Raw genomic sequence first — 24,025 nt, forward strand, 5'->3', positions numbered from 1 at the left:
CTTAAGATGGTTTAGCCTTAACTTAATTACCTTGTTCAACGTTGTCTTCAGTTGACTTACTGTTTCAACCTCGATTCAACATGGCTCCATCTTAAAAACCCCCATCTCTCGCCACCACTCGTCAATCCCGTGAAATTGCGACAAATTCCGACTCGGCTCGGCGCTTGTCAGGATGCTTGTGAGGGCCCTTACCTGCCTATGCCGACCACGCTCACCATCTTTGGCAAATGATTTTGATCAACAGAAGTCACTAAAATCTGATACAAACATTACTTCACATTACAAAGTTGCTCAGCATGCGGGTGCTAGTAGTCGACGACGAAACGGATTTCCGTGAGTCACTAATCGAAATCCTCGAGATCAAGGGCCATACAGCGCTCGGCGCTGGGTCGGTGGCGGAGTATTTCACCCTGCAAGCGGCTAACAGGTTTGATTTAGTGGTGATAGACCGGCAGTTACCGGACGGGAATGGGCTCGAGATCCTGCAACACATCCGTAAAACCCACAAAGTGCCTGCAGTTCTGATTACAGGTTCAGCCGAATTCAAAACTGCTGACCCGGTATCAGAAGCTGTGCCCGATCTCTGCATTGCTAAACCGTTTGCGGTGCAACCACTTTTAGACTTTATTGAACAATTGCGCGCTCAAACGTCAACATAGCGCTTGACCCAGACAGTGAATGTTGAACCCTGATTGAGTCGGCTGTGAACCTCTACACGACCTTCATGCAGTTCAGCAATTCGTTTGACAAACGATAGCCCCAGCCCAACCCCTACAAGCCTGTCTGAACTAGGTAACTGAACATAGGGCTCAAAGATTTCCGCCTGTCTTTCCAAGGCGATACCCGAACCCTCGTCCTTAACAAACAAGCCAACCCAGTCGTCTCTGAGTTCTATGCCGACACAGACGGTAGTGCCCTTAGGGCTGTACTTGCAGGCATTGTCTACGAGATTGAGCAATGCCATACGCAAGAGACCGAAATCAGCTCGAATCACCAATGGCGCTTCGGTGCTAACACTCAAAATCTTATGATCTGGCTGATACGCGCGACTGCCCGTAACAACGTCCTGGATCAGGCCGATGGTGTCAATCGGCAGCGGTGTAATCTTGGCAAACGCCTGGCCTAGCCGATCGCTTTGTAACCACTGGTCAAACAAACTAGTCAAGCGTGTCACAGCACTGCGAATCACTCCAATCCGTTTAGTGATCTTGGCAGGCTCAGGTACGGGATCTAGTTCAAATAATGCGTTCTGTGCTTCGATGACATTTAGGGGATTGCGAAACTCATGCGCAATCATGGCACCAAACCGCACGTACTGCTCTCGAACCTGCTGTTCCTTGACCAGCATGGCCCTTAGCTCCTGTGTGCGAACATCAACCGCAGTCTCAAGCCGCTCCTCGGAGTCTTTGAGTGCCTCGACGGCCTCTTGCTGAGCCTGAAGCAGACGCTTTTGAGCAAGCTCGCGTTCTTGCCGCTCTGAGCGCAAGCGATCTGCTAACGCGAACGAGAAAAACAACGCCTCGAGACCGGAGCTAATCTGCATGGCGTAAAGTGTTAACACATTGCTTGGCAGCAAATCAAAGGCTCGCAACGTTGCGATTATCGCCCCCGCACACAAAAATCCCCAAGACAAGACAAAATACCGCGCTTCGTGAACGCGTTGCCAAACGGCCAGGTAAATCGATGCACCAAGACAGACCAGCGTGCCGATGGTTGAAAACCAGAAAAGGGTCATCAGCAGAAAATTCACTGAGAAATCAATCAACAAGCTCAACAATAAAGCGATGGCGATAGCAGCAAACACCACGATGGCAAGCAGAATCGCTTTATAGGCAAGACGTGCTCGCGTGTGCAGTTGCAAAAACTGAGCAGTAAACCAAAACGAGAATAGACCACCCAAGGAGAAAAATAGAGTCTGTGATATCCGATCGAAGTAAGGCCAATCGGGCCAGATAAACAATCGGCCGTAGCCGTTTCCAGCAAACATGCCCATCCAAGCACAGACGATGAACAAGCAGTAGACGAAATATCGCCAATCCCGGTTGGTCAAAAAAATCATGAAGTTGTAAAGCAACAAGCTCAGCAGCCCACCGTAATAGAGGAACTGCACCATGGTGTCAGTCAGTTGAGCTCGTCCGTATAAATCTGTTTGCATAAGCACCAATGGTGCAGTCAACGAGTATGACGATTGCAGTCTCAGGTAGAAAACCTGAGGCTCTTCAGAGACATCCACATAGAAGGCATGCACACGTGTAAAGATCTGCCGCTCATTAGAGTCGCGCATGGTGCCTGATGCTGCTCGGCTGTCGCCTGCCCCATACCATTGGACGTCATCGATGCCGACGTAAGGAATCTCGAGGATCCAGCGCTCGGGCGCAGTGGCATCACGTGAGAGCTCTAATTTGACCCAATAGGCTGCGGTCGTAAAACCAAACGCGAGCGCATCGGTACCAGCCGGCAAAGGCTTAAACCGGAATTTGGTGGGGTCTGACTCGATTTGCTCAAGTGTCAATTCACCGCTCTCATCAACAAGCAGTTGTGCATAAGGGGTCAGGTTGACTTCGCGATCGTTAGCCGTGAGCGTAAATGCTCGCACGTGGGAGACAACACCGATCAAGCAGAGAAAACAAGTAGCGAGCAAAACCCTTGCGAGAAAAACGCTGCACGATTGTGCATGCGCTCTCATCACTGCCCCGAACAAACTGCAACACCCCGGTTGCACAAGCAACCAGGGTGCAGAGCCAGTTGGCTCAGAGAATCAAGCCTTCGGGGCGTTCCAGGAATCCTGGGCTTCAATCCCGTCTGGCGTGAAAGTCTCGATGATGGTCTCATACGTAAACGCCACTTCTTCCATGTGCTCAATCGGCTTATTGTCCGGATCAAGGCAGTTTGGCACGAATTTGCGCATCGAGGTGATGATCGCATTCTTGATCTCCACCGTGTAATACAACTCCTCCTTGCCCTGCGGCGAAATCCGGTAGTACTCCAGCTTCGCACTCGTTAACTGCTCGCCTGAGGTCAAGGCTTGAAAGAGCTTGGGTGAAGCCTTGTCGATCACCTTGGTAATTGTCATCGCCCCGTGAATCCGCTTGCCTGTCGGTAGCCCCGTCTGGATCGACTTCGGGATCTCGATGGTGTGGTCCACAGCCTGAACTAAAACCTTGCCCTGGTGGCCGTCAATCGTGCAGCCACCCTCGATATTGCCCTGGGTCTGGCCGGTCACTGATAGGTATCCTGGCATTGGCATAATCATTCTCCTTAAGATGGTTTAGCCTTAACTTAATTACCTTGTTCAACGTTGTCTTCAGTTGACTTACTGTTTCAACCTCGATTCAACATGGCTCCATCTTAAAAACCCCCATCTCTCGCCACCACTCGTCAATCCCGTGAAATTGCGACAAATTCCGTCTTTCAATTCTGCAACAATAGCCTAGAAGACCGAGCTCTCGTGACACCAACCTCGAATCGACACACACCGTAATATTGTGGCCACATGGCGAGATCAAGGTAACCCAGTCTGCTTTCTTCAAATCAAGACCAGTGACTTTCATGACCAACCTTCAGGCTCAGATTGCTCTTCCCAAACTGCAAGCTTTTGCAAGTTTTCTGTTGCCCAACCCTGAATACTTGCGATACTGTAAGTATGCTAGCAGTCAAGCGCCATCGAACGGGTCGCCTGGACTTGCTAAATAGTCAATTCACTAGCACGTAAACGACACCATCTGACCTCAAATAAGACTCTTCTGATGACAAATCCCCTTATCGCAATTTCAAGCGCCGTTATCTTGGCATCCACTGTGCCACTGGCCGCATTGGCCCAGAGCAACGCTAACCTCCCGGCCACTCCCGCCAATGACGCCGAAGTCGCAGCACGTTTTAAAGCCGCCGACAAAAACGGCGACGGCAAAGTGACCAAAGAAGAAGCCGAAGCCAGCCTGCCCCGAGTCGCTCTAGCCTGGGAAAAAATAGACATCGACAAAAAAGGCTACATCACGCTTGAGCAACTTCAACTGATCGCTGCCAACAACCGCTAGTCCTCATGTCGCACACGGGTTCACCACTGATCTGCCATCACTGCGGTGCGTCGTTTATGCGTGTGCCGGTACAAAAGGACCATGTCGCGCTCTGCCGGCGTTGTGATACCGTACTTGAAACTCACGCCAGCCTAGGCCCTGACGGCTGGTGTGCGTTGGCGCTCACCGCTTTGATCACTTTCGCGCTAGCTAACCTCTATCCAATCGGTACTTTGCTATTTCAAGGCTCGGGCCAATCGGCAACATTTCTGCACACAGTCATCGTCGCCTGGGAAGCCGGTTATCCCTGGGTTGCTGTGCTGACCGGAGCAACTGGCTTTGCTTTGCCGGCTCTACACATCACCCTCTTACTGTGGTTATTGATTCCGCTAAGTTTTGGGCGCGTGGCCCCAGCGTTTGAGCGTGTCGCTGATCTGATTGACCGCATCACCCCGTGGTCAATGGTGCCGGTGTTTTTATTGGGCGCTTTAGTGGCGATCGTCAAGCTCGTCGATCTGGCCACCCTGAAATTGGGTGTCGGACTGTATGCCACGGTAGTGACGGCCGTCTTGCTAACGGGACTTGCGCGACTAAACGGCCAGAAACTCAGAAACATGGCACAGGATTCAGGACTTAATGTTGCCAACGCGCATGCACACCCACCACCTTCGCCCAAACTGATCAATCGCACCTGGGCGCTGCTGGTCACCGCCTGTATTCTCTATATACCCGCCAATCTGCTGCCGATTATGTATGTAGATGCCATCAACGGATCTTCTGGACACACCATTATGGGAGGTGTAATAGAACTATGGCATGGTGGCGCATGGGATATTGCATTGGTGGTGTTTATTGCCAGCGTGTTTGTGCCCACTCTCAAGCTCTTTGCGTTGGGCGTACTCGTGTGGCTCACCCAGAAACGATCCTCTTTGAACCTAAAAGCGCGCACCCGTATCTACGGAATGGTTGAATTCATCGGACAGTGGTCCATGTTAGATGTATTTGTCGTTATCTTGCTGGCTGCCCTCGGTAAGTTCGGCGCATTACTTGATATTTCACCAGGCGCTGGTGCGGCTGCATTTGGTGGTGTGGTAGTACTGACAATGATTGCAGCCATGGGATTTGATCCACGCCTGGCATGGCGAATCGCCGGCCATCGACGTCATCTAAGCCCTGCAGAAAAAGCGGATACGAATGACATACAAACCCACACAGGAATGGTGAGCCATGGTTGACCCAGCAGATAAACCTGCCCCTTCTGACCAGCAGCCCGCAAACATGGATCTTGCCAAATCAGCCCAACCGCCTCGTATTGTGCGCAAGCGCAAGGGCAACTTTTGGTTGGTGTGGCTAATCCCACTCGTGGCCTCACTGATTGGCTTATCCATTGTGTGGCACGATTGGTCAAACCGCGGGCCTACGATCTCAATTCGCCTGGACTCAGCCAGTGGCCTGGAAGCTGGGAAAACACAAATCAAGTTTCGGGATGTGGTGGTGGGCACCGTCACGAACATTCGGCTAAGTGATACCGGTGACGAGGTACTGGTCGATGCTGAATTGAATCTCGATGCGAAGGGGCTCGCCAAAGAAGGCACCCAGTTTTGGGTCGTTCGACCCACCATTGGACTGTCCGGTGTCAGCGGGCTTTCCACCCTTTTGTCCGGTGTTTACATCAATGCAGACACCAAAACCTTTAAAAGCAATGCCCCTGAAAAACTCAATTTCGTCGCCTTGACAGAGCCGCCTGCAATTTCTAGCGATCGACCAGGCTCAAGATTTAAGCTGCGCTCGGAAACATTAGGCTCGCTCGGGCCAGGTGCACCCATCTATTTCCTGCGCATCCCGGTGGGGGTGGTCACCAAATACGAACTTGAAGAGAATGGCAGCTTTGTTGATATCGAGGTATTTGTTGATGCGCCTTATGACAAATACGTTGGTGGCAACACGCGCTTCTGGAACGAGAGTGGTGTGTACGTCAACGTGGGCAGTGACGGCCTAACCGTCTCCACCGAGTCACTGGTCTCAGTTTTGGCGGGCGGCCTGGCATTTGGTAACTTCGGGCCACCCATCCCCTTGGCTACTAATCAAACTTTCAAGCTATACGGCAACAAAGCACTGGCCGATGAGGTTCCGATTGGTCTAGCGGTACCGGTAACCATGAAGTTCTACCAATCAACCAAAGGGCTAGAGGCTCAGGCACCGGTGACTTTCCAAGGCGTTGAAATTGGCATTGTGAACTCGGCCGATCTGGATTTCGACATCTACAAAGGTGAGTTTTTTACGCACGTTAAAGCAACGCTTTATCCGGCTCGCTTGGGTTCAGTGTTTCAAACCATGCAGCGTGCCAACCGGACTGTTGAGCAAGCCACCGAGTCACTGGCCATGATGGTCAAACGCGGCTTGCGAGCCGAGCTGAAAACCGCCAGTTTGCTAACGGGCAGCCTGTACGTGTCCATGTCGCTCGTGCGTGATGCGCCGCCGGTCAAAGAAGTGGCAGCAACCGTTCCACTGGAAATGCCAACTGTTGTCACTTCTGATCTCGAAGACATACAGAAACAGATTGCCTCGATCGTGGATAACATCAACAAAATCCCATTTGAGCAACTCTCTGCTGACTTGAGTGATTCATTGAAAGAACTGACCGAACTCGGGAAGTCACTGAACAACACACTGGCACCTGAACTGTCGGCAGTATTAAAAGACCTGCAATCCACACTCGGTCAGGTTGATGAGTTTCTTGGAGCCAGTGATGAATTACCTGCACGGCTCGACAGCAGCCTGAAGGAGATTGACAAAGCCGTGCGTGCTACTAAATCACTCATTGACGAATTACGCGCCCAACCAAACTCCATCATCTTCGGCGAACCTAGTCCGTCGTACTCACGTGACAATCTTGGGGGGACACCATGAAACACTGGCCACTACTACTGCTTGCCGCTGCCAGTCTCGCCACTGGCTGTAGCACAACGACCATCATGCACTATGACCTTCAACCAATCACCGATACGGTGCCGTCAAACCAAAGTAAAACCCTGGTGAAGTATCAGCTTGCAAGCATAGATGTGCCTGAGTCACTGGATGTGGAAACGTTGATCGTGCGCCAACCCAATAACAGCCTAATGGTGCTCTCACATGACAAATGGGTGGCACCACTTAGTCAAGTAATTCAAAATTCGCTATCAGTCACTCTCACGCAATCACTTGGCACCCCACCCATGCCAAGTACGATGCTGTTAGCTACTGAATCAAGCGCATCAGCCAACTCTGACAAGATCTTTGTGGATATGCAGCAGTTTGAAATGCAGCCTGCCAAGCTAGCCAGCATTGGAGCTCTGTGGCAAATCGATTTTGCAGGTAAGCCTGGCCAAATCATCACCTGCTACAGTGTGCTGTCTAGGCCGGTTACCCCCGGGGTAGCAGCATTAGTGACGGCCCAGCAACAAAACATGCAGCAACTAGGACAACAAATTGCTAATACCCTCCAGACCGGCACTCCACCCCAGGAAGTTAAATGCCAGGTGCAAAAAACCTAAAACTTAGCTCCCACAGTATTTGGCCCGATATACATGCCCACCCATCAAAAGAATGTCGCAGCGATTGTACTGTTCGCATTAGGCTGCATGGACTTGTTTCGCGGCCTAGCCCACACCTTCATGATCCACTGGGCAAACGACACCTTTGCGCATCTCGATTTAAGTATTAATGGCAATGATCAACTGATGCTGCTTGGCGCCTTTGGTATCTCGAACTGGCTAACCGGCATGCTGTTCATTCTGATTGCCATCAAAGCACGCGCCTTGGCAGGTGCCACGCTTGCCATTATCCTGATCGCCTACGCCATCGGCTGGCTCGGTATGCAATACGCAGGCGTTTCGCCTGAGTCGGACTTCTACGGCCGCTTCATCATGATGGGATATTTTGTCGTGTGTTTTACTGGCATTGTGTGGCAACACGTTGCCAACAGACAGGCGAACACATAGACGGGCGAACAGTCAAGAAGATGTATCTATTGATGCAGCATAAAACCTGCCTGATACCTGTTTATGCGCATTAGCTGCGTTACATTTTGGTGAATACACCGGAGAACCACATTGACCAAAAATTCCAAACAAACCCCTGCCACCCCACTGTCTGAGACCGAGATTGAAGTCCTCGACACTTTTCTGTCTGAACTCAGCGGTCCCATTCGCAGCCTTGAAGGCCTTGATGGCCTTATTTGTGCACTGAGCTGCGCCCCCACACAATTGGACTATGACCAGTACATGTCGGCAGTGTTAGGGACCGATGCATTTACAGATAAAAAGCAAAGTACTGCCATTGAGAAGCTCGTCACACAACATCAGGCTTCAGTTAAAGCCGGGCTTGATGAGACGCTCGCAACAGAGACGCTTTACACCCCAGCCTTGCTCGTCGATGAAGACGGCCTGGCACAAGGCAACCAGTGGGCACTAGCTTTTCTGCTCGGTGTGTCCATGACTGAAGGCGACTGGTCTGATTTCACCAAGGGTGACGAGATGGCTAGATTGCTATTGCCCATGATGGTGTTAGCCCATGAGCACCACCCGGATCCGCAAATGCGGCCATCGCCAATCCCCGATGAAGGTCGAGATGAACTCTTATTCATGATGACCAATTCTTTGGCTCTGATCTATGGGTATTTCAATGGCAAGCCGATAACGCCAAACTGATAAAGCCCAACTGACATCATGAGTGAACTAAATTTATCTGATGCGAACCTCTACTACGAAGTTCACGAGGCGACAAGACCATCAAACAATCCGCCATTGCTGCTCGTGGCAGGCTTAGCGAGTGACTCACAATCGTGGCAACCGGCACTTCATGCCTTGACACAGGATCGCCGTATCATCTTGCTAGACAATCGTGGCAGCGGACGAACCCGCGCACCCAACGAAATCACCCTTACCCAAATGGCGCAGGACTGTCTGGCGTTGTGTGACCACCTGAAGATCGACCAAATCGATTTGTTGGGCCATTCTATGGGCGGGTGCGTTTCGTTAAATGTCGCACGCATGGCGCCTGAACGGATACGCAAACTCATCATTTGCAACAGCACTTCACGCACTGGTGCACGCAATGACATGATGTTTACCGACTGGGCAGATGCCCTGGATGAGGCTGGTGCTACTGCACGTTGGTACCGGACGTTCTTTTACTGGATCTTCACGCGCGAGTTTTTTAACAACGAACAAGCCTTACAACAGCTCGTAAACTTAGTCATGAACTATGAATACGGTCCCAATGCAGTTACTTACCGCAGTCAGGTGAATGCATTGAAGGGGTTTGACGCAACAGCCTGGCTGTCGCAGATAACCACGCAAGCGCTGGTGATCGCAAGCAGCGAAGACTTGATATTTCCGCCGGGCGACGATGCCTCGGGCTTGGCTGCACTGCCCAACGCGCAAGTTGACGTTATACCGGGGCTCGCGCATAGTCTGCCATTAGAGGCACCTAGGGTGTTTGGTGAAAGGGTGTTAGGGTTTTTAAACAGGTAGGCTCGATCGCTTAAGCTCACTGGGGAGGATCTTTCCTATCTGATGATGCGGTAGGAGAGAACCATGGCGAAGGCTCAAAGCACGGAGTCCACGCCGCACAAGTAAATTTTTGAGGGTTTCCGAAATTGTCGTGTGACTCATGTTGAGCCCCGATCAATGCATACAACGTTATAGATCTGGCATCTATCTTGGTGTTGGCATCCTAGCTTTCTTACCATCCCCACCACCTTTCGCGGCTACACGACAAAGCTGCCCATCATTCATCCCCCACAAAACCACACGCAACGCTCAGGCCACTGCCTGATGGCAATCAACTGATTTAATATCGTGACATGGACACAGAGCAGACCGGACCGGGACGAGAGCAAATCGCCGTCTACTTCGACGGCGCCTGCCCCATGTGCGCCAAGGAAATCGCCTACTACCAGCGCTTGGATACCGCCCAACACGTGCAATGGGTCGACGTTGCCGGGCCGAACCCAAGCTGTCCTATCGGCTATGACCAGCAGACACTATTGGCGAGGTTTCATGTCAAGGACATGCAGACAGGCCAAATCTATGATGGTGCGGCCGGGTTTGCCAAGCTGTGGACTGCCATGCCTGCGCCTTGGAAGCATCTTGGTACAGCAGCCTCGCTGGCCCCGATCACTTGGCTGCTTGAATTGGGTTACCGATTAACGCTGAAGGTTCGGCCGATACTTGCCAAGCACCTTTTTAAGCGTTCCTAGGCATCACCGCTTTCTGGCCACAAATAATCCATACCCAAAATCTGGAGCGTGCTCACGCCGCACTTCAGGCTCTTTGGCAATTTCATCTAGTATCGCCAAGGCTTGCGAATCGTCAACGTATATGGATCGCTGCCGGTCAATCTCTGCAAGCATCGGTGTGTAGAAATCATCCCACCATGCTGCTTCAGGCAGGACAAAATGCCCCACATCGTCGAACTCTGATTGATCAAGTTTGCTCAAGACAGTGTCGATGTCTCTCATGGCAGGGTAATCAGCAAAGGCGGCTTGCACCACAGCAGCTGGGTTATCAGTTAGCCAAATCGCCTCGGAAAATACCAGGTAGCCATTGGGTTTGAGTAGGCCACGACAGATCGGCAAGGCAACATCTAATCCCAAGTTGTATAGCGCGCCTTCAGACCACACCAGATCGAAACTTTGTGCAGGCACATCGAGTGCCATCATGTCGGCAACGATTGCCTCGATTTGCCCAAGCAGCCCGGCGTTAGCCACGCGCTCACGCATCCGTGCAATGTTGGGTTCGTGGATGTCAACTGCAACGGCGTGACCACCGACTGCTTTAACCAAGTCGATGGTCTGGCCACCGGATCCACAACCGAGGTCAATAATGCTTGGGTTGGCTGGCAAGTCTTTGCATAGTGCCAGCGTACGCGTAAGAGACTCGGCGTTGCCTGGCCCCTGGCGCGGCAAGGCCTGCATGACTTCACAGAAAATTTCCCAGCTTCGATCGTCCATGTCACCTTTGCCTTAACCTGCCGATCATAATAGGCCAGACGATTAGCCAAACGACTCGCCAGCTCAACAAAGGATCACTCTATCACGCCCCCGACTTACTTCTTCAGGGTGGTGAACCAAAGTGGCAAGCGCAAGTTCCAGTAAATGGCGGCCGTACGCAATGTAAACGCAACCAATGTACCAATCAACAAGGCCTCAGATTTGCGTTCCGGGAAAAAGTGCAAGATTGCTGCCAAGAAGACACAACCAATCGCCACGGGCACGGCATAAACCTCATCGCTCATGAGCAGCGTCTTGCGTCCCGTCAGCACATCGCGGATAACGCCCCCGCCAATAGCACTGATGACCCCCATGATCAGCACACCTAGCGGCCAGGCAAACCCAAGCTCATAGGCTTTCATGGCACCAGCCAAACCAAAGAGCGCTGCGCCAATGCCATCGATGTAGAGAAAGGCTTTGTAAATTTGTGGATGGGACAGATAGTTCATCGTAAAAAAGGTCACAATGCTCGCCGCAACTGCCACTCGAATGAGCAGCAAGTCTTGTGACCAAAACACTGGCACATCCATGATCAAGTCACGCACAGTGCCGCCACCCACGGACGCAATCACGCCCAACACCACGGCAGAAAACAAATCAACCCGCTTTTCTGCCACGGCCATCACGCCCGTCACGGCATACGCCACCGTAGCCATGATCGCCAATATTTGTGTCACCAGATCGATTGACATTGCACTTGTCCTATAGGTCGCTACTTACGTGCATTTTTTGGAATTTTTATGGCAGCCAGCCGCGCACCACCAGGACGATAAAGACGTAACCACAAGACTACAACCACAGTTCAGTGGCATCATACACTGTCACATGCTCAATCCGTCACGGATTCTTGTACACACGCTTCTGTGCACTGGCGGGTACAACACGAGCTGCCGATTGCAATATTTAATCTCACCAGAGGTCACCACACATGGCACCAGAACTTGGATCAACTGCGCGAAACTGGTTTGAACAGGGTGGCAAACAATATGCGCAGTTCCGTCCTGAATATCCGTCTGAGCTAGCGGCGTTTCTTGCAACCGTGTCACCAGACCTGGGTATAGCTGTCGATGTTGGTTGTGGTAACGGACAACTCACAAACCAATTAGCCGGGCATTTCGAGCAGGTGTTTGGCATCGACCCAAGCGCTGATCAATTGGCGAACGCAGTACCGGGCAACAATATTTCATACGTTTGCGCCAGCGCTGAAATATTACCGATCGAAAACAATCGGGCCAGTCTTGTCGTGGCAGCCCAAGCAGCACATTGGTTTGACCTTCCTAGCTTTTACGGTGAAGTCAGACGAATATCCGTACCCAGAGCAACTGTCGCATTAGTTAGTTACGGTGTGTTAAGCCTGGATGGAGATATCAATCAACGGTTTGAAGATTTCTATTGGAAAGAAATTGGCCCCTACTGGCCAGCTGAACGCAAACTAGTCGATAGTGGCTATGCCGACCTGATATTCCCGTTTAATGAAATGAAAGCACCGTCCATGTCCATTCAAAAAGCATGGACCCTTGCCGAACTGCTTGGCTACATCGGCACCTGGTCAGCAGTCAAACAATTACGCGAGACTGGTCAAACAATGCTTCTAGAAAAGTTTGCTGCCGACATGACTGTCCTGTGGGGTGCTGCGGACACTCGCCGGGAAATACGTTGGCCAATCAATATGCGAATTGGGCATATCACGGCATGAAATATCTCAACTAGTCCCGAGAAAACGCCCGTCCTTCGAAATCTACCGTCACGAGATTGCCATCCATCTGACCCATACCAGGAGAGTTCACCGGCATGCCCGGTGCTGACACGCCCTTAACGGATGGATCAAGCAGCATCTTGCGCACAGCAGTGGCTGGCACATGACCTTCGATGACCTGACCCGTGCCTTTAACCACTGCGGTGTGACAAGAAGCTAGATTAGCCGGAACACCGAACTGCTGTTTGTACTGAGCCACGTTAGGCGTCTTGACCGACTCAACAACAAAACCTTCCTGTCGCATGTACTTCACCCATTCTGCGCAGCACCCACAATTTGGATCTGAATAAACCTCGATCTCCACGGGCTGTTGGGCCGATACAAGGCTAGTTACCAATGCGCCCAGGATAAACATCGCACCGGATATAGCTATCTTAATTGTTGAGGCTAGGCGGTTCACACTTGATCGTTTCATACTTTACCCTTGCGAATATTCTTTCTTAGCATAGAAATTCTAAGACCAAACAAGACTGCATGAGTTCCATCACATCCTGTCATTTGCTATCGATCAAGCACTAGAGCATCTCAGATAGAGAATATTTTTTGCACGACGGCGATATTGACTCAATAGCGAAAGCCTGACCATGTTCAAAGACAGTGCGCTGAGCGAATCCGATAAGACCAATTTCGGGGATAAGGGTTCGGAGACTGGACTGATCATTACATATGCACTATCAGGCTTGATGCCTGCGATCCCCGAAACGCTTGATCAGCAAAGTCCCCATGATCAATAAGGCGAAAAGACCTGCCAGACCCAGCGCCCAAACAACCCAAACCAACGGCGCAATCCATCCAAGTACTGACGTCAATAGCGGAACAGTGGCAGCGGCATTGTCAATTGCACTTTGAACAAACATGAAGACAGTAGCCCAATCTGAGGGCGCTAACCAAGCGCTTGCCCAACCAGGAATCACAATTTGATTGGTTGCCATCTCAAGTGCGCCTACAGCCCCTGTCGACAATCGATCAGAGGACCAAGCGATGGCCTGCGCCACTAGCGCAGCAAAACCAGTCCACACCAGAACGGCGAGCACAAAAACACCCCAAATCAGTACTTTCATGGATACACCCTGCAAGAGTTGATAGGAACACGTGCAAATTGATTAGGCCAGTGAATCGTATACACCGTGGCCATTATCCAAACCGTTAGACCGAAAATCTCGAACTCGGTTCGTTCCGATCGTATTTTAGGTAGGACCGAGAAATCATCATGAGGCTTAAGTGTGCGAATAATGGTTAAAGCTGGCTTGATCCAGGTGTTTTGCGATCTAAAACTGCCAACACTAGTGCCACGAAGTAACATGCAGACACGATTAAGTCACGGCACGCTACCAGAACATGAATCACTCCATTACTGCAAGTCAAAGCGATACCAACTCACCATCGCCCAAAGGTCCTCTTTCGGGCGTGCGCGTGCTTGACATGACCGCGGTTGTCATGGGACCGCTTTGCACTCAGGCGCTCGGTGACTATGGAGCGAACGTCATCAAAATCGAATCGACTGCCGGTGATGTGTTTCGGCATGCCCCACCGACACCGACGCCCGCCATGGGATCGCCGTTTATACAGTTAAACCGCAACAAACGAAGTCTAGTCTTGAATTTGAAGGAAACAGCAGACCTTCAAGTACTGCTTGATCTAGCCAAGCAAGCTGATGTGCTGGTCTTCAACATCCGACCACAATCCATGCGCAAACTTGGACTTGGGTACAACGAACTCGCCAAGCTCAACCCGCGCCTGATCTATTGCGGCGTTTATGGCTACTCAGAGCAAGGTCCTTATGCAGGTGAGCCCGCCTATGATGACATCATTCAAGCGGTCGGTGGCCTGGCTTCGCTACAGAGTAAAGATGGTGTACCGAGCTACGTAAGCTCGGTTATTGCAGACAAAATCGCTGGCCTGACAGCAACTCACGCGATCCTGGCTGCTCTATACGAACGTGAGAAATCTGGCTTAGGTCAAGCCATTGAGGTGCCGATGTTCGAAACGCTTGCCGCTTTCAATATGCTAGAGCACATGGGTGAGGCCACATTCGCTAAACCAGAGCCCCAGATGGGATACTCACGCGCGGTGTCTCCCCACCGACGTCCTTACCAAACCAAAGACGGTTATATCGGCTTGCTGCCCTACACCACTGAACAATGGCAACGATTCTTCCAGTTGGTTGATCAACCGGATCTGATAAAAGACGAACGTTTTTCCAGGCCTGAAGCGCGTGCGAGACACGTCAACGAGCTCTATACGATGCTCTCTGAGTTTGTGAAGACCAAGACCACCGAAGAGTGGCTCGCACTCTTGAAACAAGCTGACATACCCTCGGGCCGTATCAACAGCCTGAATGATTTGCTTGGGAATGAACACCTCACGGCCACTGGATTTTTTAAGCGCTACGAGGATCCAACGCTAGGTACAGTGATCATGCCTAAGTCACCGGTGAATCTATCGCGTACACCCACAGGCGTTCAGCGACTTGCGCCCAAACTAGGCGCGGACACGGAGGACATCAAACAAAATGGCTGGTAAACGGCCTGTCTAGTATGACTTGGGTAGTCCCAATACGCGTTCCGCGATGTAGCACAACACCAACTGTGGACTAACCGGTGCGATACGCGCAATCATGACCTCACGCAAGTAACGCTCGACATGATATTCCTTGGCGTAACCAAAGCCGCCATGGGTCATGACAGCTTGTTGGCATGCATTGAACCCAGCTTCGCCGGCGAGGTACTTGGCCGCATTGGCCTGTGCACCGCAGGGTTTGCCCTGGTCGAAGAGAGTTGCAGCGTGAAACACCATCAAGTTAGCCGCTTCTAGTTCCATCCAATTGGCTGCTAATGGGTGCTGTATAGCCTGATTCATACCAATGGGGCGATTGAACACCACGCGTTCCTTGGCGTAATTGGCTGCTCGCTTGAGCGCTGCCCGGCCAAGGCCAACTGCTTCTGCAGCAATCAGGATGCGCTCAACATTCATGCCATGCATGATGTACCCAAAACCTTTTCCTTCTTCACCAATTAGGTCACCAACCGGAACCGGCAGGTCATCGATGAACAACTCGTTCGAATCTACAGCCTTTCTACCCATCTTGGGGATTTCACGAGCTTGAACGTAGTTACGGTCAACATCGGTATAGAACAAGCTCAAGCCATCGGTGTGACTAGAGCACTCCTCTAACGGAGTCGTACGCGCAAGTAACAACATTTTGTCGGCAACTTGGGCCGTTGAAATCCAGACCTTGGTGCCACGCACAATGTAGTGGTCACCTCGGCGTTCTGCCTTGACCTTTAGCTGAGTCGTGTTCAGCCCCGTATTGGGTTCAGTCACTGCAAAGCAAGCTTTTTCTTTGCCAGCAATCAACGGCGCTAGCATGCGGTGCTTTTGTTCTTCAGTTGCAAACTGAACCACTGGATTGAGCCCGAAGATATTCATGTGCACCGCTGAGGCGCCACTCATGCCCGCACCAGACTCACTGATGGCTTGCATCATAATGGTCGCCTCAGTCACCCCAAGCCCCGAGCCACCGTAAGCTTCTGGAATACAAATGCCGAGCCAGCCATCACGCGCTAAAGCTTGGTGCAAATCGTGAGGAAACCCACCTTCATTGTCGCGTTCAAGCCAGTACTGCGCATCAAATGCTTCACAAATGCGCTCAATCGCGCTGCGTATCTCAAGCTGTTGTTCCGAAAATGAAAAGTCCATCTCTACTCCCAAACCCAGAGCATCGTTGCACGATGGTAAATATTGACTAGTGAGAGTGTAACGAGAGGCGAGCTGCCAGCGTTTGGCGTGCCCGAAGTCTCGCATCGCAAAATCAGAACACCACCCTCTAAGCAGCTTGAGTGTCTGGCCCGACAAAATGCTAAATTGGTGTTCTACTACAAGACCGAGAGTAAGCACGATGGGGACAAACTACAAAACCGGTCAATCACTTGACCTAAAAAATTCGACGGTATTGATTGCTGGCGCTGCCAGTCTAGTGGGATCTCATACAGCTGATCAATTGCTGGCTGCGGGCACTCGTGAAGTTATTTTGTTGGACAACTTCTCGTTTGGTTCTATGCAGGCTATCGAACATCTACGCGATCACGAACGCGTCAAGATCGTGCGGGCCGACCTATTGCGTTTGCCGGAAATCATTCAAGCCACTAAAGGGGTTGATGGGGTCGTCCATTTAGCCGCCTACATGAGCCTAGGGTTCTCACAAACGCCTTGGCAAGCGATCGATGTCAATCTTCGTGGCGTACAAAACATGCTTGAGGCTTGTGCCATCAATAACGTCAAAAAAGTCATCTTTGCATCGTCCAATGCGACCTACGGGTACGGCACTGGCATCAAAGGTGAACTGCACGAAAGTATGGCGTTTCACTCAGAAGGAGCGCCGCCAGCTGCCATTCTGTACGGCGCCTCAAAAATTATGGGTGAACAGTTGTGCCGCACCTACCTGCAGCAGCGCGGACTTGACTATCTGGTCTTGAGGTATTCAACCGTCTATGGTGAGCGTCAACACTACCGAGCTGCCAATGCACTCTACATCATGCAGACGTATGACCAGATCAAATCTGGTCAAGCACCTGTCATGCCCGGTGACGGCTCAGAGACCAAACATTTTGTGTACGTAACCGATGTGGCTCGTGCCAACGTTGCTGCTTTGCAAAGTCCAACGACTGACACTGCCATGAATATCTCTGGCCCTGATGCCGTCACCACGGGCGAGTTGGTACAACTGATTCTCGATTACTGTGGCAGCAACCTCAAACCCGAGATCAAGCCAGACCCTCCTGGTACCGTTCGACTGACATCGGGTGGCGCGTTTTACATCCCACACAACAAAGCCAAAGATGCTATCGGTTGGGAACCGCAGGTGCCGATCAAGGAAGGCATCAAACGTTTGCTAGATTGGCGCAAGCAAAACGACACTCCATAACAGCAGGATTGATATGACATCGAAATTTCTGATTCGTCCCCAGGACATAGAACCTTACCACCCGGCTAACCATACCGACACGAGCAATAAGCGCTTGATTTCCCGCCATAACGTGGGCGCCCAGCACATGGAAGTCATTCTTGGCACTCTCGGAAAATCGGGTGGCGCGTTACCCCATGCCCACCCGGGTGTGGAACAAGTCTGTTACATGCTTGAAGGCACTGCACACGTAGAGGTTGGCGACGAAACGTTTGAAATGACGCCTGGTGACACGTGTTTCTTTCCCGCAGACGTCATGCATAAGCTCGAAGTGACATCTGAGGAACCAGTCAAGCTGCTGGTCATATACAGCCCGCCCTATGAAGAGAACCCAGACAAAGTCAGGCGCTAACACCATGTCACTGATTAATTACACTAGCCACAACCACGTCGCTGAAATTCTCATTGACAATCCACCGGTCAATGCGCTGACTGAGACACTGCTCGATGACTACATCTCGGCTCTACACAAAGCGGCAGCCGACGACGATGTCAGAGCGGTAATTGTGTCTAGTGCCGTACCCGGCAGGTTTTGTGCTGGATTGGATCTAAGAGCGATTCATCTAGGTCAATCCAAGGTGACTGATTTGCTTGAGCGTCTCTATCGGCAGATGACGGATGCTCAACACGCATTGAATAAACCCTCGATCGCAGCCGTCAACGGGACCGCTCGAGGCGGTGGTATGACCATGTCGATTTCGTGCGATGTCATCATCGCATCGGATCAGTCAACCTTCGGCTATCCGGAAATTGATGCAGGTGTATTGCCATCAATACACTTTAGTCATCTGCCGAAGATTATCGGCAAACACCGCGCCTTTGAGTTGTTGTTCTCTGGAAGATCATTCGGACCTGAGGAAGCCAAAGAACTCGGTTTAGTGAGTCACATCGTGCCTGCCGACCAATTGATGACCGCAGCCCGTGAACTGGCTCAGGTGTTTTGTGCGAAGCCAAGAGATGTCATGCGGCTTGGCCGGCAAGCGTTCAAAGCGGCTGGGGACCCTGATCACCGAGCGGCTGTCAGTGCAGCGGTTGATAACTTTTGTCATGTAGCCAGTGGACCCGATGCCCAGGAAGGATTCGCTGCGTTTGCACAAAAACGCAAACCCAAATGGAACCAAGCATAAGCAAGAGTGACGATGAGAATCAAGCCTGTCAGTTTGTGGGATGATATCTGTCATCTTGCTCAACGTGATCGAGAAAACTTTAGCGCTCCTCGTGGCTTTAAAGTCAGTCTAATCAAGAAATGAATCCCACACATCGCGAGCATCGAGTCTACAATTGAGTTGTCTATGCAAATGTTATTCGGCTTATGTCCTCAGAGGGATACGAAATGACTCCTGAACAACGACTCAAGGAACTTGGCATTGAATTGCCAAAAGTTCCGGCACCTGTAGCAAATTTTGTGATGTGGCGACAAGCTGGAGACCTACTCTACCTCTCTGGACAGGGGCCACGACGCCCTGATGGCAGCATCCCACAAGGACGACTGGGCAAGGACTACAGCGTTGAGCAGGCATATGCAGACGCCCGCCAGATTGGTTTACAAATACTTGCCACAGTGCGTGAGGCTACCGGCTCGCTCGATAAAATTCAGGCAGTCATAAAGCTTTTAGGGATGGTAAATGCAGAGCCTGATTTCAAGGACCAACCTAAGGTCATCAATGGTTGCTCAGATCTATTCGTCGAGATATTAGGAGATCGGGGAAAACATGCAAGATCGGCAGTGGGCATGGGCTCATTGCCTGGTGGGATGCCGGTGGAAATTGAAGCCATCATTCAAATCAAGTCTGAATGATGGTTTTCTTATCACCGCTCGACAAACGCCCTCTCAAACACATAATCTCCAGGGACACCGGCACTTGGGGACACCTTAAAGCCTAGCGCATCGAGCATCTCTGAGGTTTCCTTCAACATGGCCGGGCTGCCACAAATCATACCTCGATCAGTTTCGGGCGATATGGGAGGCTGTTTGATATCGTCAAATAACTTCCCGGACTGGATTGCCTGGGTCAATCGTCCAGTGTGTTTGAATGCTTCGCGTGTAACTGTCGGGTAGTAAATTAACTGTTCAGAAACCATCTCACCAATGTATTCATGCTGCGGTAACTCATTCTTGATGAAATCAGCATATGCCAGTTCACTGACAGTTCTGACGCCATGAATCAGGATGACCTTTTCGAAACGCTCGTATGTCTCCGGGTCCTGAATAATGCTCATGAATGGTGCTAATCCAGTTCCAGTTGAAAAAAGAAACAGTCGCTTGCCCGGGTTCAGATCATCAAGCACCAAAGTTCCGACCGACTTTTGGCTTACCAATAGGGAGTCACCAACCTTGACGTGCTGCAGTCGGGAAGTCAAAGGACCATTCTCAACTTTGATCGAGAAAAACTCCAGATGCTCCGCATAATTTGGACTGGCAATACTATATGCACGCATCAAGGGTTTGCCGTCTACCTCAAGGCCAATCATCACAAAATGACCATTTTTAAAACGCAAGCCTGGGTTTCGAGTTGTCTTAAAAGAGAAGAGTGACTCGTTCCAGTGATGTATCTCTGTGATCGTCTCTTGATGATGATTAGCCATAACCACCGCCTCCTGGAAGTGCTAATTCCAATTTGTCACCCTCCTGCATTTCCACCACACTCTTTGGATTAGAGACTGGTTCGTCATTTAAATAAACGTGTCCAACCCGCCCGGGCTGTCCACCATGAATACCCTTGGCTGGAATACGCGTTCGATCAGTTAGTAAAGAGACCCTCAATCGACCCGGCCACATGGACCTGAGCGAAACAACCTGCCCAAGACCGCCGGTATGCTTACCTTGCCCACCAGAGCCATCAGCAAGTCTCTTCTCCCCAAAAATTACCGGCGCAAGCGTCTCCGCAACTTCAATTGGCGTATTAGAAATATTGGCTGGGAAACCTGCCGCTGGCGGACCATCTCTGTCACGCATAGCGCCCATACCACCATTGAAAAAAAGAATAGATGCAAACGATTTTCCGTTTTCAGCATCTACGCCACGCAAAAGTACGGACCATAATGGCGTACCGCTATCGGCTTGCACGCGATCTGGTAACACAGTTGCTAACGCATCGAACACAGCCGACTGGAGTTGATGCCCGATCAGATGCCTAGCACCTACTGCAGCTGGCGCTCGGGCGTTGACAATTGAGCCCTCTGGTGCAATCACAGTGAATAGTCGAGTGAACCCATCATTGTTGGGTAGATCTGGTGACAGCAGACATTTGAATGGAAAAATTGTGTAGGCGTACGTATGGTTATAAGTCTCGTTAATACCGTAACGCACCTGTGGTGTGCTACCTGAATAATCCACCGTAATTCCATCGGCTGACACGGTTAGGGTTGCATGAATGACGACCTTCTCGTCAAATCCATCAGACTCAACATATCCACGGTAGACCCCCGGTGGGATCAACTTTAACTCCCTGAGCGCTGCATCAGTAGATGCCTTGAAAATGGCGCCAGCAATTTCATCGATATCGAATAAGCCATACTCCTGTAGCATTTCAACGAGACGTCGCTCAGCTACTCTCAAAGCTCCCATTTGGGCCTCAATGTCACCGCGCACCTGCTGTGGGAGACGCACATTAGCCTCCAGCATTTGGAACACGAAATCATTGATTTTTCCAGCATCGCACAGTTTTATCACCGGGAACCGGACACCCTCTTCATACATTTCATTGGCATCCGCAGACCACTGACGACCACCAATATCCGATAGGTGTGCGACAGCTATAGCAAATGCAATCAGCTTACCCTTATAAAAAATGGGTGTTGCCATCGTGGCGTCAGGCAGGTGTCCAGTCCCAATCCATGGATCATTGGTAAACAACACATCGCCGGGCTGCAAGGTCTCCTTGGGAAAGACCTTTAGCATTGCCTTAAGCGACAGCGGCGCAGTCCCAATAAATCCTGGGATACTCAGAGAAGACTGTGCGACTAACCTTGCTTCAGTGTCGAGTAAAACACAGGCAAAATCATTGGACTCACGCACCACAGTTGAAAATGATGTCCGCTTTAATACTGCGCCAGCTTCGTCTGTGATAGAAATTAGACGATTCCAGTAAATCTCAAGGTCAATTGGGCTAATCATGCCTTGCTATCCTCGTTTAAGTTACGTCGTCAACTTTGCTTAAGGGTGACACGTAAATTGCCAAACTGATCGACCTCATATCGATCACCAGGACCAATTACTACAGTTGACCCAGACTGTTCGATCAATGCGGGACCAGCATAGTGCTTACCAGGAACCAATACGCTTTCGTGCAAAACGGGGGTATCGATGAATGCGTTGGCATCTGGGAAGTAGGCTTTGCGCGCTCTTTCAGTCTGGCTACGTTCAACTGTTGTGGCAACGCCAGCGAGTCGGGGTAATTTAGCGGATGGTGCCTCTGCTTGAACCCTCCAATTAACAATTTCAATTTTCTGATTTGTCAGGTGGCTACCAAAGAGCTGCGCATATGCATTGTTAAATCTAACTTCGATATCCTTTTTATCGAAGAACTCAAGATCATCCGACAGTTCTGTTTCGACCTCAAAGCCCTGTCCGACATACCGCATGTCAGCACTGTGCCGAAAAACTATTTTTTGCGGTTCAACACCGGCTGAAATGAGTTGCTCACTTAAACTCTGTCTGAGCTCCATCAACAGTGTTTTGATCGTGTCCCAATCAATTGAATCCAACCGGGTAAATCGGGTTCGCACTGCATCGACCCTCATCGAAGCCACCAATAACCCGAAAGCAGAAAAGACTCCGGCGTTGGCTGGTATGAGAAACTTATTGCAACCCGCTCGCCGAGCCACTTCACGCGAATGAATTGGTCCTGCGCCACCAAACGCCAATAGGGTGTACTTCCTGACATCCTTTCCTTTCTCAACAGCGTGTATCTTGGCCGCAGCTGCCATGTGCTCACAGACGATTCGATGCACTCCATTCGCTGCCTCAACGACTGACATGCCCAATGGCTGAGCTATGTGCTTGTCAATAGCAGCCTGCGCCAAATCGAGTCTGAGCTTAACAGTGCCACTGAGTGAACCGTTGGGATCAAGATAACCAAGCACCAATGCCGCATCAGTCACTGTAGGCAATTCGCCGCCAAGGCCATAGCAGGCCGGTCCAGGACTAGAGCCAGCACTATGCGGGCCTACCTTTAAAAGACCCGTCGAATCGATATGTGCAATGCTTCCCCCGCCGGCACCGATTTCGATTAAGTCCACGGTTGGCAAACGAACAGGTAGTCCGCTTCCTTTCTTAAAGCGCTTGAGCCTGGCTGCCTCAAACTCTGTTGTGACAGAGGGAGTCCCATGCGTTATCAAACAAGCCTTGGCCGTCGTACCACCCATATCAAACGCCAGAACGTCTGCCAGACTAGCCGTGCGGGCAGAGTGGGCAGCCCCCAATGCACCCGCAGCAGGTCCTGATTCCAACATGCGAATTGGCATACGCTCACCAAGTTCACGTGAGATGACGCCACCATTTGATTGCATGATTTGTAGGGTCGCGTTGATGCCTGCCTTGCGCAAGCCATTCTCGATCAGTCCCAGATAATCACCGACCATCGGCATTACATAAGCGTTTAGAACCGTGGCGACGGTGCGCTCATACTCTCGCAATTCACCTAACACCTCACACGATAATGAGATCGGAATCTCGGGCGCAATCCGCTGAGCGACACGCTTGATCTGCTGCTCATGTCTTGGATTGTTGTAACTATGCAGCAAGCAGACCGCGATTGCCTTGGCTCCGCCATCGATCAAGTGTCGAATCGCTCTTTCGATATCTGTATCAAGCGGCTCATGGATAACATCACCCGCGGCGGTTATCCTTTCATCTACTTCGACCCGTAATTCACGTGGAACCACTGGATCAGGCCCTGGTGCAGTCAAATCATAAAGGTCGTATCTTATTTCACGACCAATTTCGATCACATCACGAAAGCCTTTTGTCGCTATCAGTCCAGTTACAGCGCCCTTGCGCTCAATGATCAGATTCGTGACAGCCGTCGTGGCGCCGACTACCACTTCCTGGACTTGCCCGATGCTAATGTCGTGCTCGCTTAACATCCGTTCAAGGCCAGCAAGTATCGGGCCCACAACATGCTCATGATCACTCAAAACCTTGGTCGTGTGCACCGACCCATCTGACCCGAGAAGTACGCAATCGGTGAAGGTTCCACCAATGTCGAACGCATATTGGTAACTGTTGACCTCTTTAGTTTGCTGCATAGGGGGCTCTC

25 protein-coding genes are annotated in these 24,025 nt (G+C 51.0%); 15 read left to right on the forward strand and 10 right to left on the reverse strand.

What is annotated here, in order from left to right:
* Window positions 1-296 precede the first annotated feature (296 nt).
* Window positions 297-659 carry a response regulator gene (locus DHf2319_RS11450; protein WP_243478487.1) on the forward strand — a complete coding sequence of 121 codons (363 nt, stop codon included), beginning with the start codon at window positions 297-299 and terminating at the stop codon, window positions 657-659.
* Here DHf2319_RS11450 and DHf2319_RS11455 read toward each other — a convergent pair.
* Together DHf2319_RS11455 and DHf2319_RS11460 are read right to left on the reverse strand one after the other, a co-directional pair.
* Entirely contained in the window at window positions 644-2,596 is a 1,953-nt protein-coding gene (locus tag DHf2319_RS11455; RefSeq protein WP_243478488.1) for a sensor histidine kinase, read from the reverse strand. The genes DHf2319_RS11450 and DHf2319_RS11455 overlap by 16 nt on opposite strands.
* A gap of 162 nt (window positions 2,597-2,758) precedes the next feature.
* On the reverse strand, window positions 2,759-3,247 hold the full coding sequence (locus DHf2319_RS11460; RefSeq protein ID WP_243478489.1) for an Hcp family type VI secretion system effector: 489 nt from the start codon (window positions 3,245-3,247) through the stop codon (window positions 2,759-2,761).
* Between the two features lie 499 nt (window positions 3,248-3,746).
* Here DHf2319_RS11460 and DHf2319_RS11465 point away from each other — a divergent pair, with 499 nt between their 5' ends.
* The 8 genes from DHf2319_RS11465 to DHf2319_RS11500 all read left to right on the forward strand — a co-directional run bounded on the left by DHf2319_RS11465 (window position 3,747) and on the right by DHf2319_RS11500 (window position 10,254).
* Window positions 3,747-4,034, forward strand: coding sequence for an EF-hand domain-containing protein (locus DHf2319_RS11465; RefSeq protein ID WP_243478490.1), 288 nt, complete (start codon window positions 3,747-3,749; stop codon window positions 4,032-4,034).
* Between the two features lie 56 nt (window positions 4,035-4,090).
* The gene (locus DHf2319_RS11470; protein WP_243478491.1) at window positions 4,091-5,248 is read left to right on the forward strand and encodes a paraquat-inducible protein A; all 1,158 of its coding nucleotides are present in this window, start codon (window positions 4,091-4,093) and stop codon (window positions 5,246-5,248) included.
* Window positions 5,241-6,923: a PqiB family protein gene (locus DHf2319_RS11475; RefSeq protein ID WP_243478492.1), complete on the forward strand. Its 1,683-nt coding sequence runs from the start codon at window positions 5,241-5,243 to the stop codon at window positions 6,921-6,923. The genes DHf2319_RS11470 and DHf2319_RS11475 overlap by 8 nt, the downstream gene beginning before the upstream one ends.
* Window positions 6,920-7,546: a PqiC family protein gene (locus DHf2319_RS11480; RefSeq protein ID WP_243478493.1), complete on the forward strand. Its 627-nt coding sequence runs from the start codon at window positions 6,920-6,922 to the stop codon at window positions 7,544-7,546. Before DHf2319_RS11475 ends, DHf2319_RS11480 begins: the two co-directional genes overlap by 4 nt.
* A gap of 33 nt (window positions 7,547-7,579) precedes the next feature.
* Complete coding sequence (locus tag DHf2319_RS11485; protein ID WP_243478494.1) at window positions 7,580-7,993, forward strand: hypothetical protein; 414 nt, start codon at window positions 7,580-7,582, stop codon at window positions 7,991-7,993.
* Between the two features lie 111 nt (window positions 7,994-8,104).
* The gene (locus DHf2319_RS11490; RefSeq protein WP_243478495.1) at window positions 8,105-8,701 is read left to right on the forward strand and encodes a UPF0149 family protein; all 597 of its coding nucleotides are present in this window, start codon (window positions 8,105-8,107) and stop codon (window positions 8,699-8,701) included.
* A gap of 18 nt (window positions 8,702-8,719) precedes the next feature.
* A complete protein-coding gene (locus DHf2319_RS11495) occupies window positions 8,720-9,526 on the forward strand; it encodes an alpha/beta fold hydrolase (RefSeq protein WP_243478496.1) in 807 nt (268 codons plus the stop codon).
* Between the two features lie 332 nt (window positions 9,527-9,858).
* Window positions 9,859-10,254 carry a thiol-disulfide oxidoreductase DCC family protein gene (locus tag DHf2319_RS11500; RefSeq protein ID WP_243478497.1) on the forward strand — a complete coding sequence of 132 codons (396 nt, stop codon included), beginning with the start codon at window positions 9,859-9,861 and terminating at the stop codon, window positions 10,252-10,254.
* 3 nt (window positions 10,255-10,257) lie between these two features.
* Here DHf2319_RS11500 and DHf2319_RS11505 read toward each other — a convergent pair whose 3' ends face one another.
* Window positions 10,258-11,007, reverse strand: a complete 750-nt coding sequence (locus DHf2319_RS11505; RefSeq protein WP_243478498.1) for a class I SAM-dependent methyltransferase — start codon at window positions 11,005-11,007, stop codon at window positions 10,258-10,260.
* 95 nt (window positions 11,008-11,102) lie between these two features.
* Window positions 11,103-11,738 (reverse strand): trimeric intracellular cation channel family protein, encoded by a 636-nt coding sequence (locus DHf2319_RS11510; protein WP_243478499.1) that lies wholly within the window; start codon window positions 11,736-11,738, stop codon window positions 11,103-11,105.
* A gap of 236 nt (window positions 11,739-11,974) precedes the next feature.
* On the opposite strand from DHf2319_RS11510, the gene DHf2319_RS11515 reads away from it, so the two are divergent.
* Window positions 11,975-12,742, forward strand: coding sequence for a class I SAM-dependent methyltransferase (locus DHf2319_RS11515; protein ID WP_243478500.1), 768 nt, complete (start codon window positions 11,975-11,977; stop codon window positions 12,740-12,742).
* A 10-nt stretch (window positions 12,743-12,752) separates the two neighbouring features.
* Here the strand turns inward: DHf2319_RS11515 and DHf2319_RS11520 are convergent, their stop codons facing one another.
* Both DHf2319_RS11520 and DHf2319_RS11525 read right to left on the reverse strand, forming a co-directional pair.
* Window positions 12,753-13,046: a DUF411 domain-containing protein gene (locus tag DHf2319_RS11520; RefSeq protein WP_243478501.1), complete on the reverse strand. Its 294-nt coding sequence runs from the start codon at window positions 13,044-13,046 to the stop codon at window positions 12,753-12,755.
* Window positions 13,047-13,476: 430 nt separating this feature from the next.
* Window positions 13,477-13,863 (reverse strand): hypothetical protein, encoded by a 387-nt coding sequence (locus tag DHf2319_RS11525; RefSeq protein WP_243478502.1) that lies wholly within the window; start codon window positions 13,861-13,863, stop codon window positions 13,477-13,479.
* A gap of 277 nt (window positions 13,864-14,140) precedes the next feature.
* Here DHf2319_RS11525 and DHf2319_RS11530 point away from each other — a divergent pair, with 277 nt between their 5' ends.
* Window positions 14,141-15,325, forward strand: a complete 1,185-nt coding sequence (locus DHf2319_RS11530) for a CaiB/BaiF CoA transferase family protein (protein ID WP_243478503.1) — start codon at window positions 14,141-14,143, stop codon at window positions 15,323-15,325.
* 9 nt (window positions 15,326-15,334) lie between these two features.
* Here DHf2319_RS11530 and DHf2319_RS11535 read toward each other — a convergent pair whose 3' ends face one another.
* Window positions 15,335-16,501 carry an acyl-CoA dehydrogenase family protein gene (locus DHf2319_RS11535; protein ID WP_243478504.1) on the reverse strand — a complete coding sequence of 389 codons (1,167 nt, stop codon included), beginning with the start codon at window positions 16,499-16,501 and terminating at the stop codon, window positions 15,335-15,337.
* A gap of 199 nt (window positions 16,502-16,700) precedes the next feature.
* Here DHf2319_RS11535 and DHf2319_RS11540 point away from each other — a divergent pair, with 199 nt between their 5' ends.
* The 4 genes from DHf2319_RS11540 (at window position 16,701) to DHf2319_RS11555 (ending at window position 19,563) form a co-directional block, all read left to right on the forward strand.
* Window positions 16,701-17,726, forward strand: coding sequence for an NAD-dependent epimerase/dehydratase family protein (locus DHf2319_RS11540; RefSeq protein WP_243478505.1), 1,026 nt, complete (start codon window positions 16,701-16,703; stop codon window positions 17,724-17,726).
* Between the two features lie 13 nt (window positions 17,727-17,739).
* A complete protein-coding gene (locus DHf2319_RS11545) occupies window positions 17,740-18,117 on the forward strand; it encodes a cupin domain-containing protein (protein ID WP_243478506.1) in 378 nt (125 codons plus the stop codon).
* A gap of 4 nt (window positions 18,118-18,121) precedes the next feature.
* Window positions 18,122-18,892, forward strand: a complete 771-nt coding sequence (locus DHf2319_RS11550; RefSeq protein WP_243478507.1) for an enoyl-CoA hydratase/isomerase family protein — start codon at window positions 18,122-18,124, stop codon at window positions 18,890-18,892.
* A 206-nt stretch (window positions 18,893-19,098) separates the two neighbouring features.
* The gene (locus DHf2319_RS11555; protein WP_243478508.1) at window positions 19,099-19,563 is read left to right on the forward strand and encodes a RidA family protein; all 465 of its coding nucleotides are present in this window, start codon (window positions 19,099-19,101) and stop codon (window positions 19,561-19,563) included.
* An 11-nt stretch (window positions 19,564-19,574) separates the two neighbouring features.
* Here the strand turns inward: DHf2319_RS11555 and DHf2319_RS11560 are convergent, their stop codons facing one another.
* Genes DHf2319_RS11560 through DHf2319_RS11570 form a run of 3 tightly spaced genes read right to left on the reverse strand, consistent with a single transcriptional unit; the run spans window position 19,575 to window position 24,014 of the window.
* Window positions 19,575-20,351, reverse strand: a complete 777-nt coding sequence (locus tag DHf2319_RS11560) for a ferredoxin--NADP reductase (protein WP_243478509.1) — start codon at window positions 20,349-20,351, stop codon at window positions 19,575-19,577.
* Window positions 20,344-21,882 (reverse strand): hydantoinase B/oxoprolinase family protein, encoded by a 1,539-nt coding sequence (locus DHf2319_RS11565; protein ID WP_243478510.1) that lies wholly within the window; start codon window positions 21,880-21,882, stop codon window positions 20,344-20,346. Before DHf2319_RS11565 ends, DHf2319_RS11560 begins: the two co-directional genes overlap by 8 nt.
* 29 nt (window positions 21,883-21,911) lie before the next feature.
* Complete coding sequence (locus DHf2319_RS11570) at window positions 21,912-24,014, reverse strand: hydantoinase/oxoprolinase family protein (protein ID WP_243478511.1); 2,103 nt, start codon at window positions 24,012-24,014, stop codon at window positions 21,912-21,914.
* Between the last annotated feature and the right edge of the window lie 11 nt (window positions 24,015-24,025).

This window comes from Orrella daihaiensis, from assembly GCF_022811525.1.
Taxonomy (GTDB): Bacteria; Pseudomonadota; Gammaproteobacteria; order Burkholderiales; family Burkholderiaceae_B; genus Algicoccus; species Algicoccus daihaiensis.

Coding starts and splice junctions, on each gene's coding strand:
- DHf2319_RS11520 (WP_243478501.1), bottom strand. CDS start 13,046: ATGCGACAGGAAGGTTTTGTTGTTGAGTCGGTCAAGACGCCTAACGTG.
- DHf2319_RS11540 (WP_243478505.1), top strand. CDS start 16,701: ATGGGGACAAACTACAAAACCGGTCAATCACTTGACCTAAAAAATTCG.
- DHf2319_RS11570 (WP_243478511.1), bottom strand. CDS start 24,014: ATGCAGCAAACTAAAGAGGTCAACAGTTACCAATATGCGTTCGACATT.
- DHf2319_RS11470 (WP_243478491.1), top strand. CDS start 4,091: ATGCGTGTGCCGGTACAAAAGGACCATGTCGCGCTCTGCCGGCGTTGT.
- DHf2319_RS11545 (WP_243478506.1), top strand. CDS start 17,740: ATGACATCGAAATTTCTGATTCGTCCCCAGGACATAGAACCTTACCAC.
- DHf2319_RS11515 (WP_243478500.1), top strand. CDS start 11,975: ATGGCACCAGAACTTGGATCAACTGCGCGAAACTGGTTTGAACAGGGT.
- DHf2319_RS11460 (WP_243478489.1), bottom strand. CDS start 3,247: ATGCCAATGCCAGGATACCTATCAGTGACCGGCCAGACCCAGGGCAAT.
- DHf2319_RS11465 (WP_243478490.1), top strand. CDS start 3,747: ATGACAAATCCCCTTATCGCAATTTCAAGCGCCGTTATCTTGGCATCC.
- DHf2319_RS11555 (WP_243478508.1), top strand. CDS start 19,099: ATGACTCCTGAACAACGACTCAAGGAACTTGGCATTGAATTGCCAAAA.
- DHf2319_RS11560 (WP_243478509.1), bottom strand. CDS start 20,351: ATGGCTAATCATCATCAAGAGACGATCACAGAGATACATCACTGGAAC.
- DHf2319_RS11510 (WP_243478499.1), bottom strand. CDS start 11,738: ATGTCAATCGATCTGGTGACACAAATATTGGCGATCATGGCTACGGTG.
- DHf2319_RS11535 (WP_243478504.1), bottom strand. CDS start 16,501: ATGGACTTTTCATTTTCGGAACAACAGCTTGAGATACGCAGCGCGATT.
- DHf2319_RS11530 (WP_243478503.1), top strand. CDS start 14,141: ATGAATCACTCCATTACTGCAAGTCAAAGCGATACCAACTCACCATCG.
- DHf2319_RS11550 (WP_243478507.1), top strand. CDS start 18,122: ATGTCACTGATTAATTACACTAGCCACAACCACGTCGCTGAAATTCTC.
- DHf2319_RS11495 (WP_243478496.1), top strand. CDS start 8,720: ATGAGTGAACTAAATTTATCTGATGCGAACCTCTACTACGAAGTTCAC.
- DHf2319_RS11485 (WP_243478494.1), top strand. CDS start 7,580: ATGCCCACCCATCAAAAGAATGTCGCAGCGATTGTACTGTTCGCATTA.
- DHf2319_RS11505 (WP_243478498.1), bottom strand. CDS start 11,007: ATGGACGATCGAAGCTGGGAAATTTTCTGTGAAGTCATGCAGGCCTTG.
- DHf2319_RS11450 (WP_243478487.1), top strand. CDS start 297: ATGCGGGTGCTAGTAGTCGACGACGAAACGGATTTCCGTGAGTCACTA.
- DHf2319_RS11500 (WP_243478497.1), top strand. CDS start 9,859: ATGGACACAGAGCAGACCGGACCGGGACGAGAGCAAATCGCCGTCTAC.
- DHf2319_RS11480 (WP_243478493.1), top strand. CDS start 6,920: ATGAAACACTGGCCACTACTACTGCTTGCCGCTGCCAGTCTCGCCACT.
- DHf2319_RS11525 (WP_243478502.1), bottom strand. CDS start 13,863: ATGAAAGTACTGATTTGGGGTGTTTTTGTGCTCGCCGTTCTGGTGTGG.
- DHf2319_RS11475 (WP_243478492.1), top strand. CDS start 5,241: ATGGTTGACCCAGCAGATAAACCTGCCCCTTCTGACCAGCAGCCCGCA.
- DHf2319_RS11565 (WP_243478510.1), bottom strand. CDS start 21,882: ATGATTAGCCCAATTGACCTTGAGATTTACTGGAATCGTCTAATTTCT.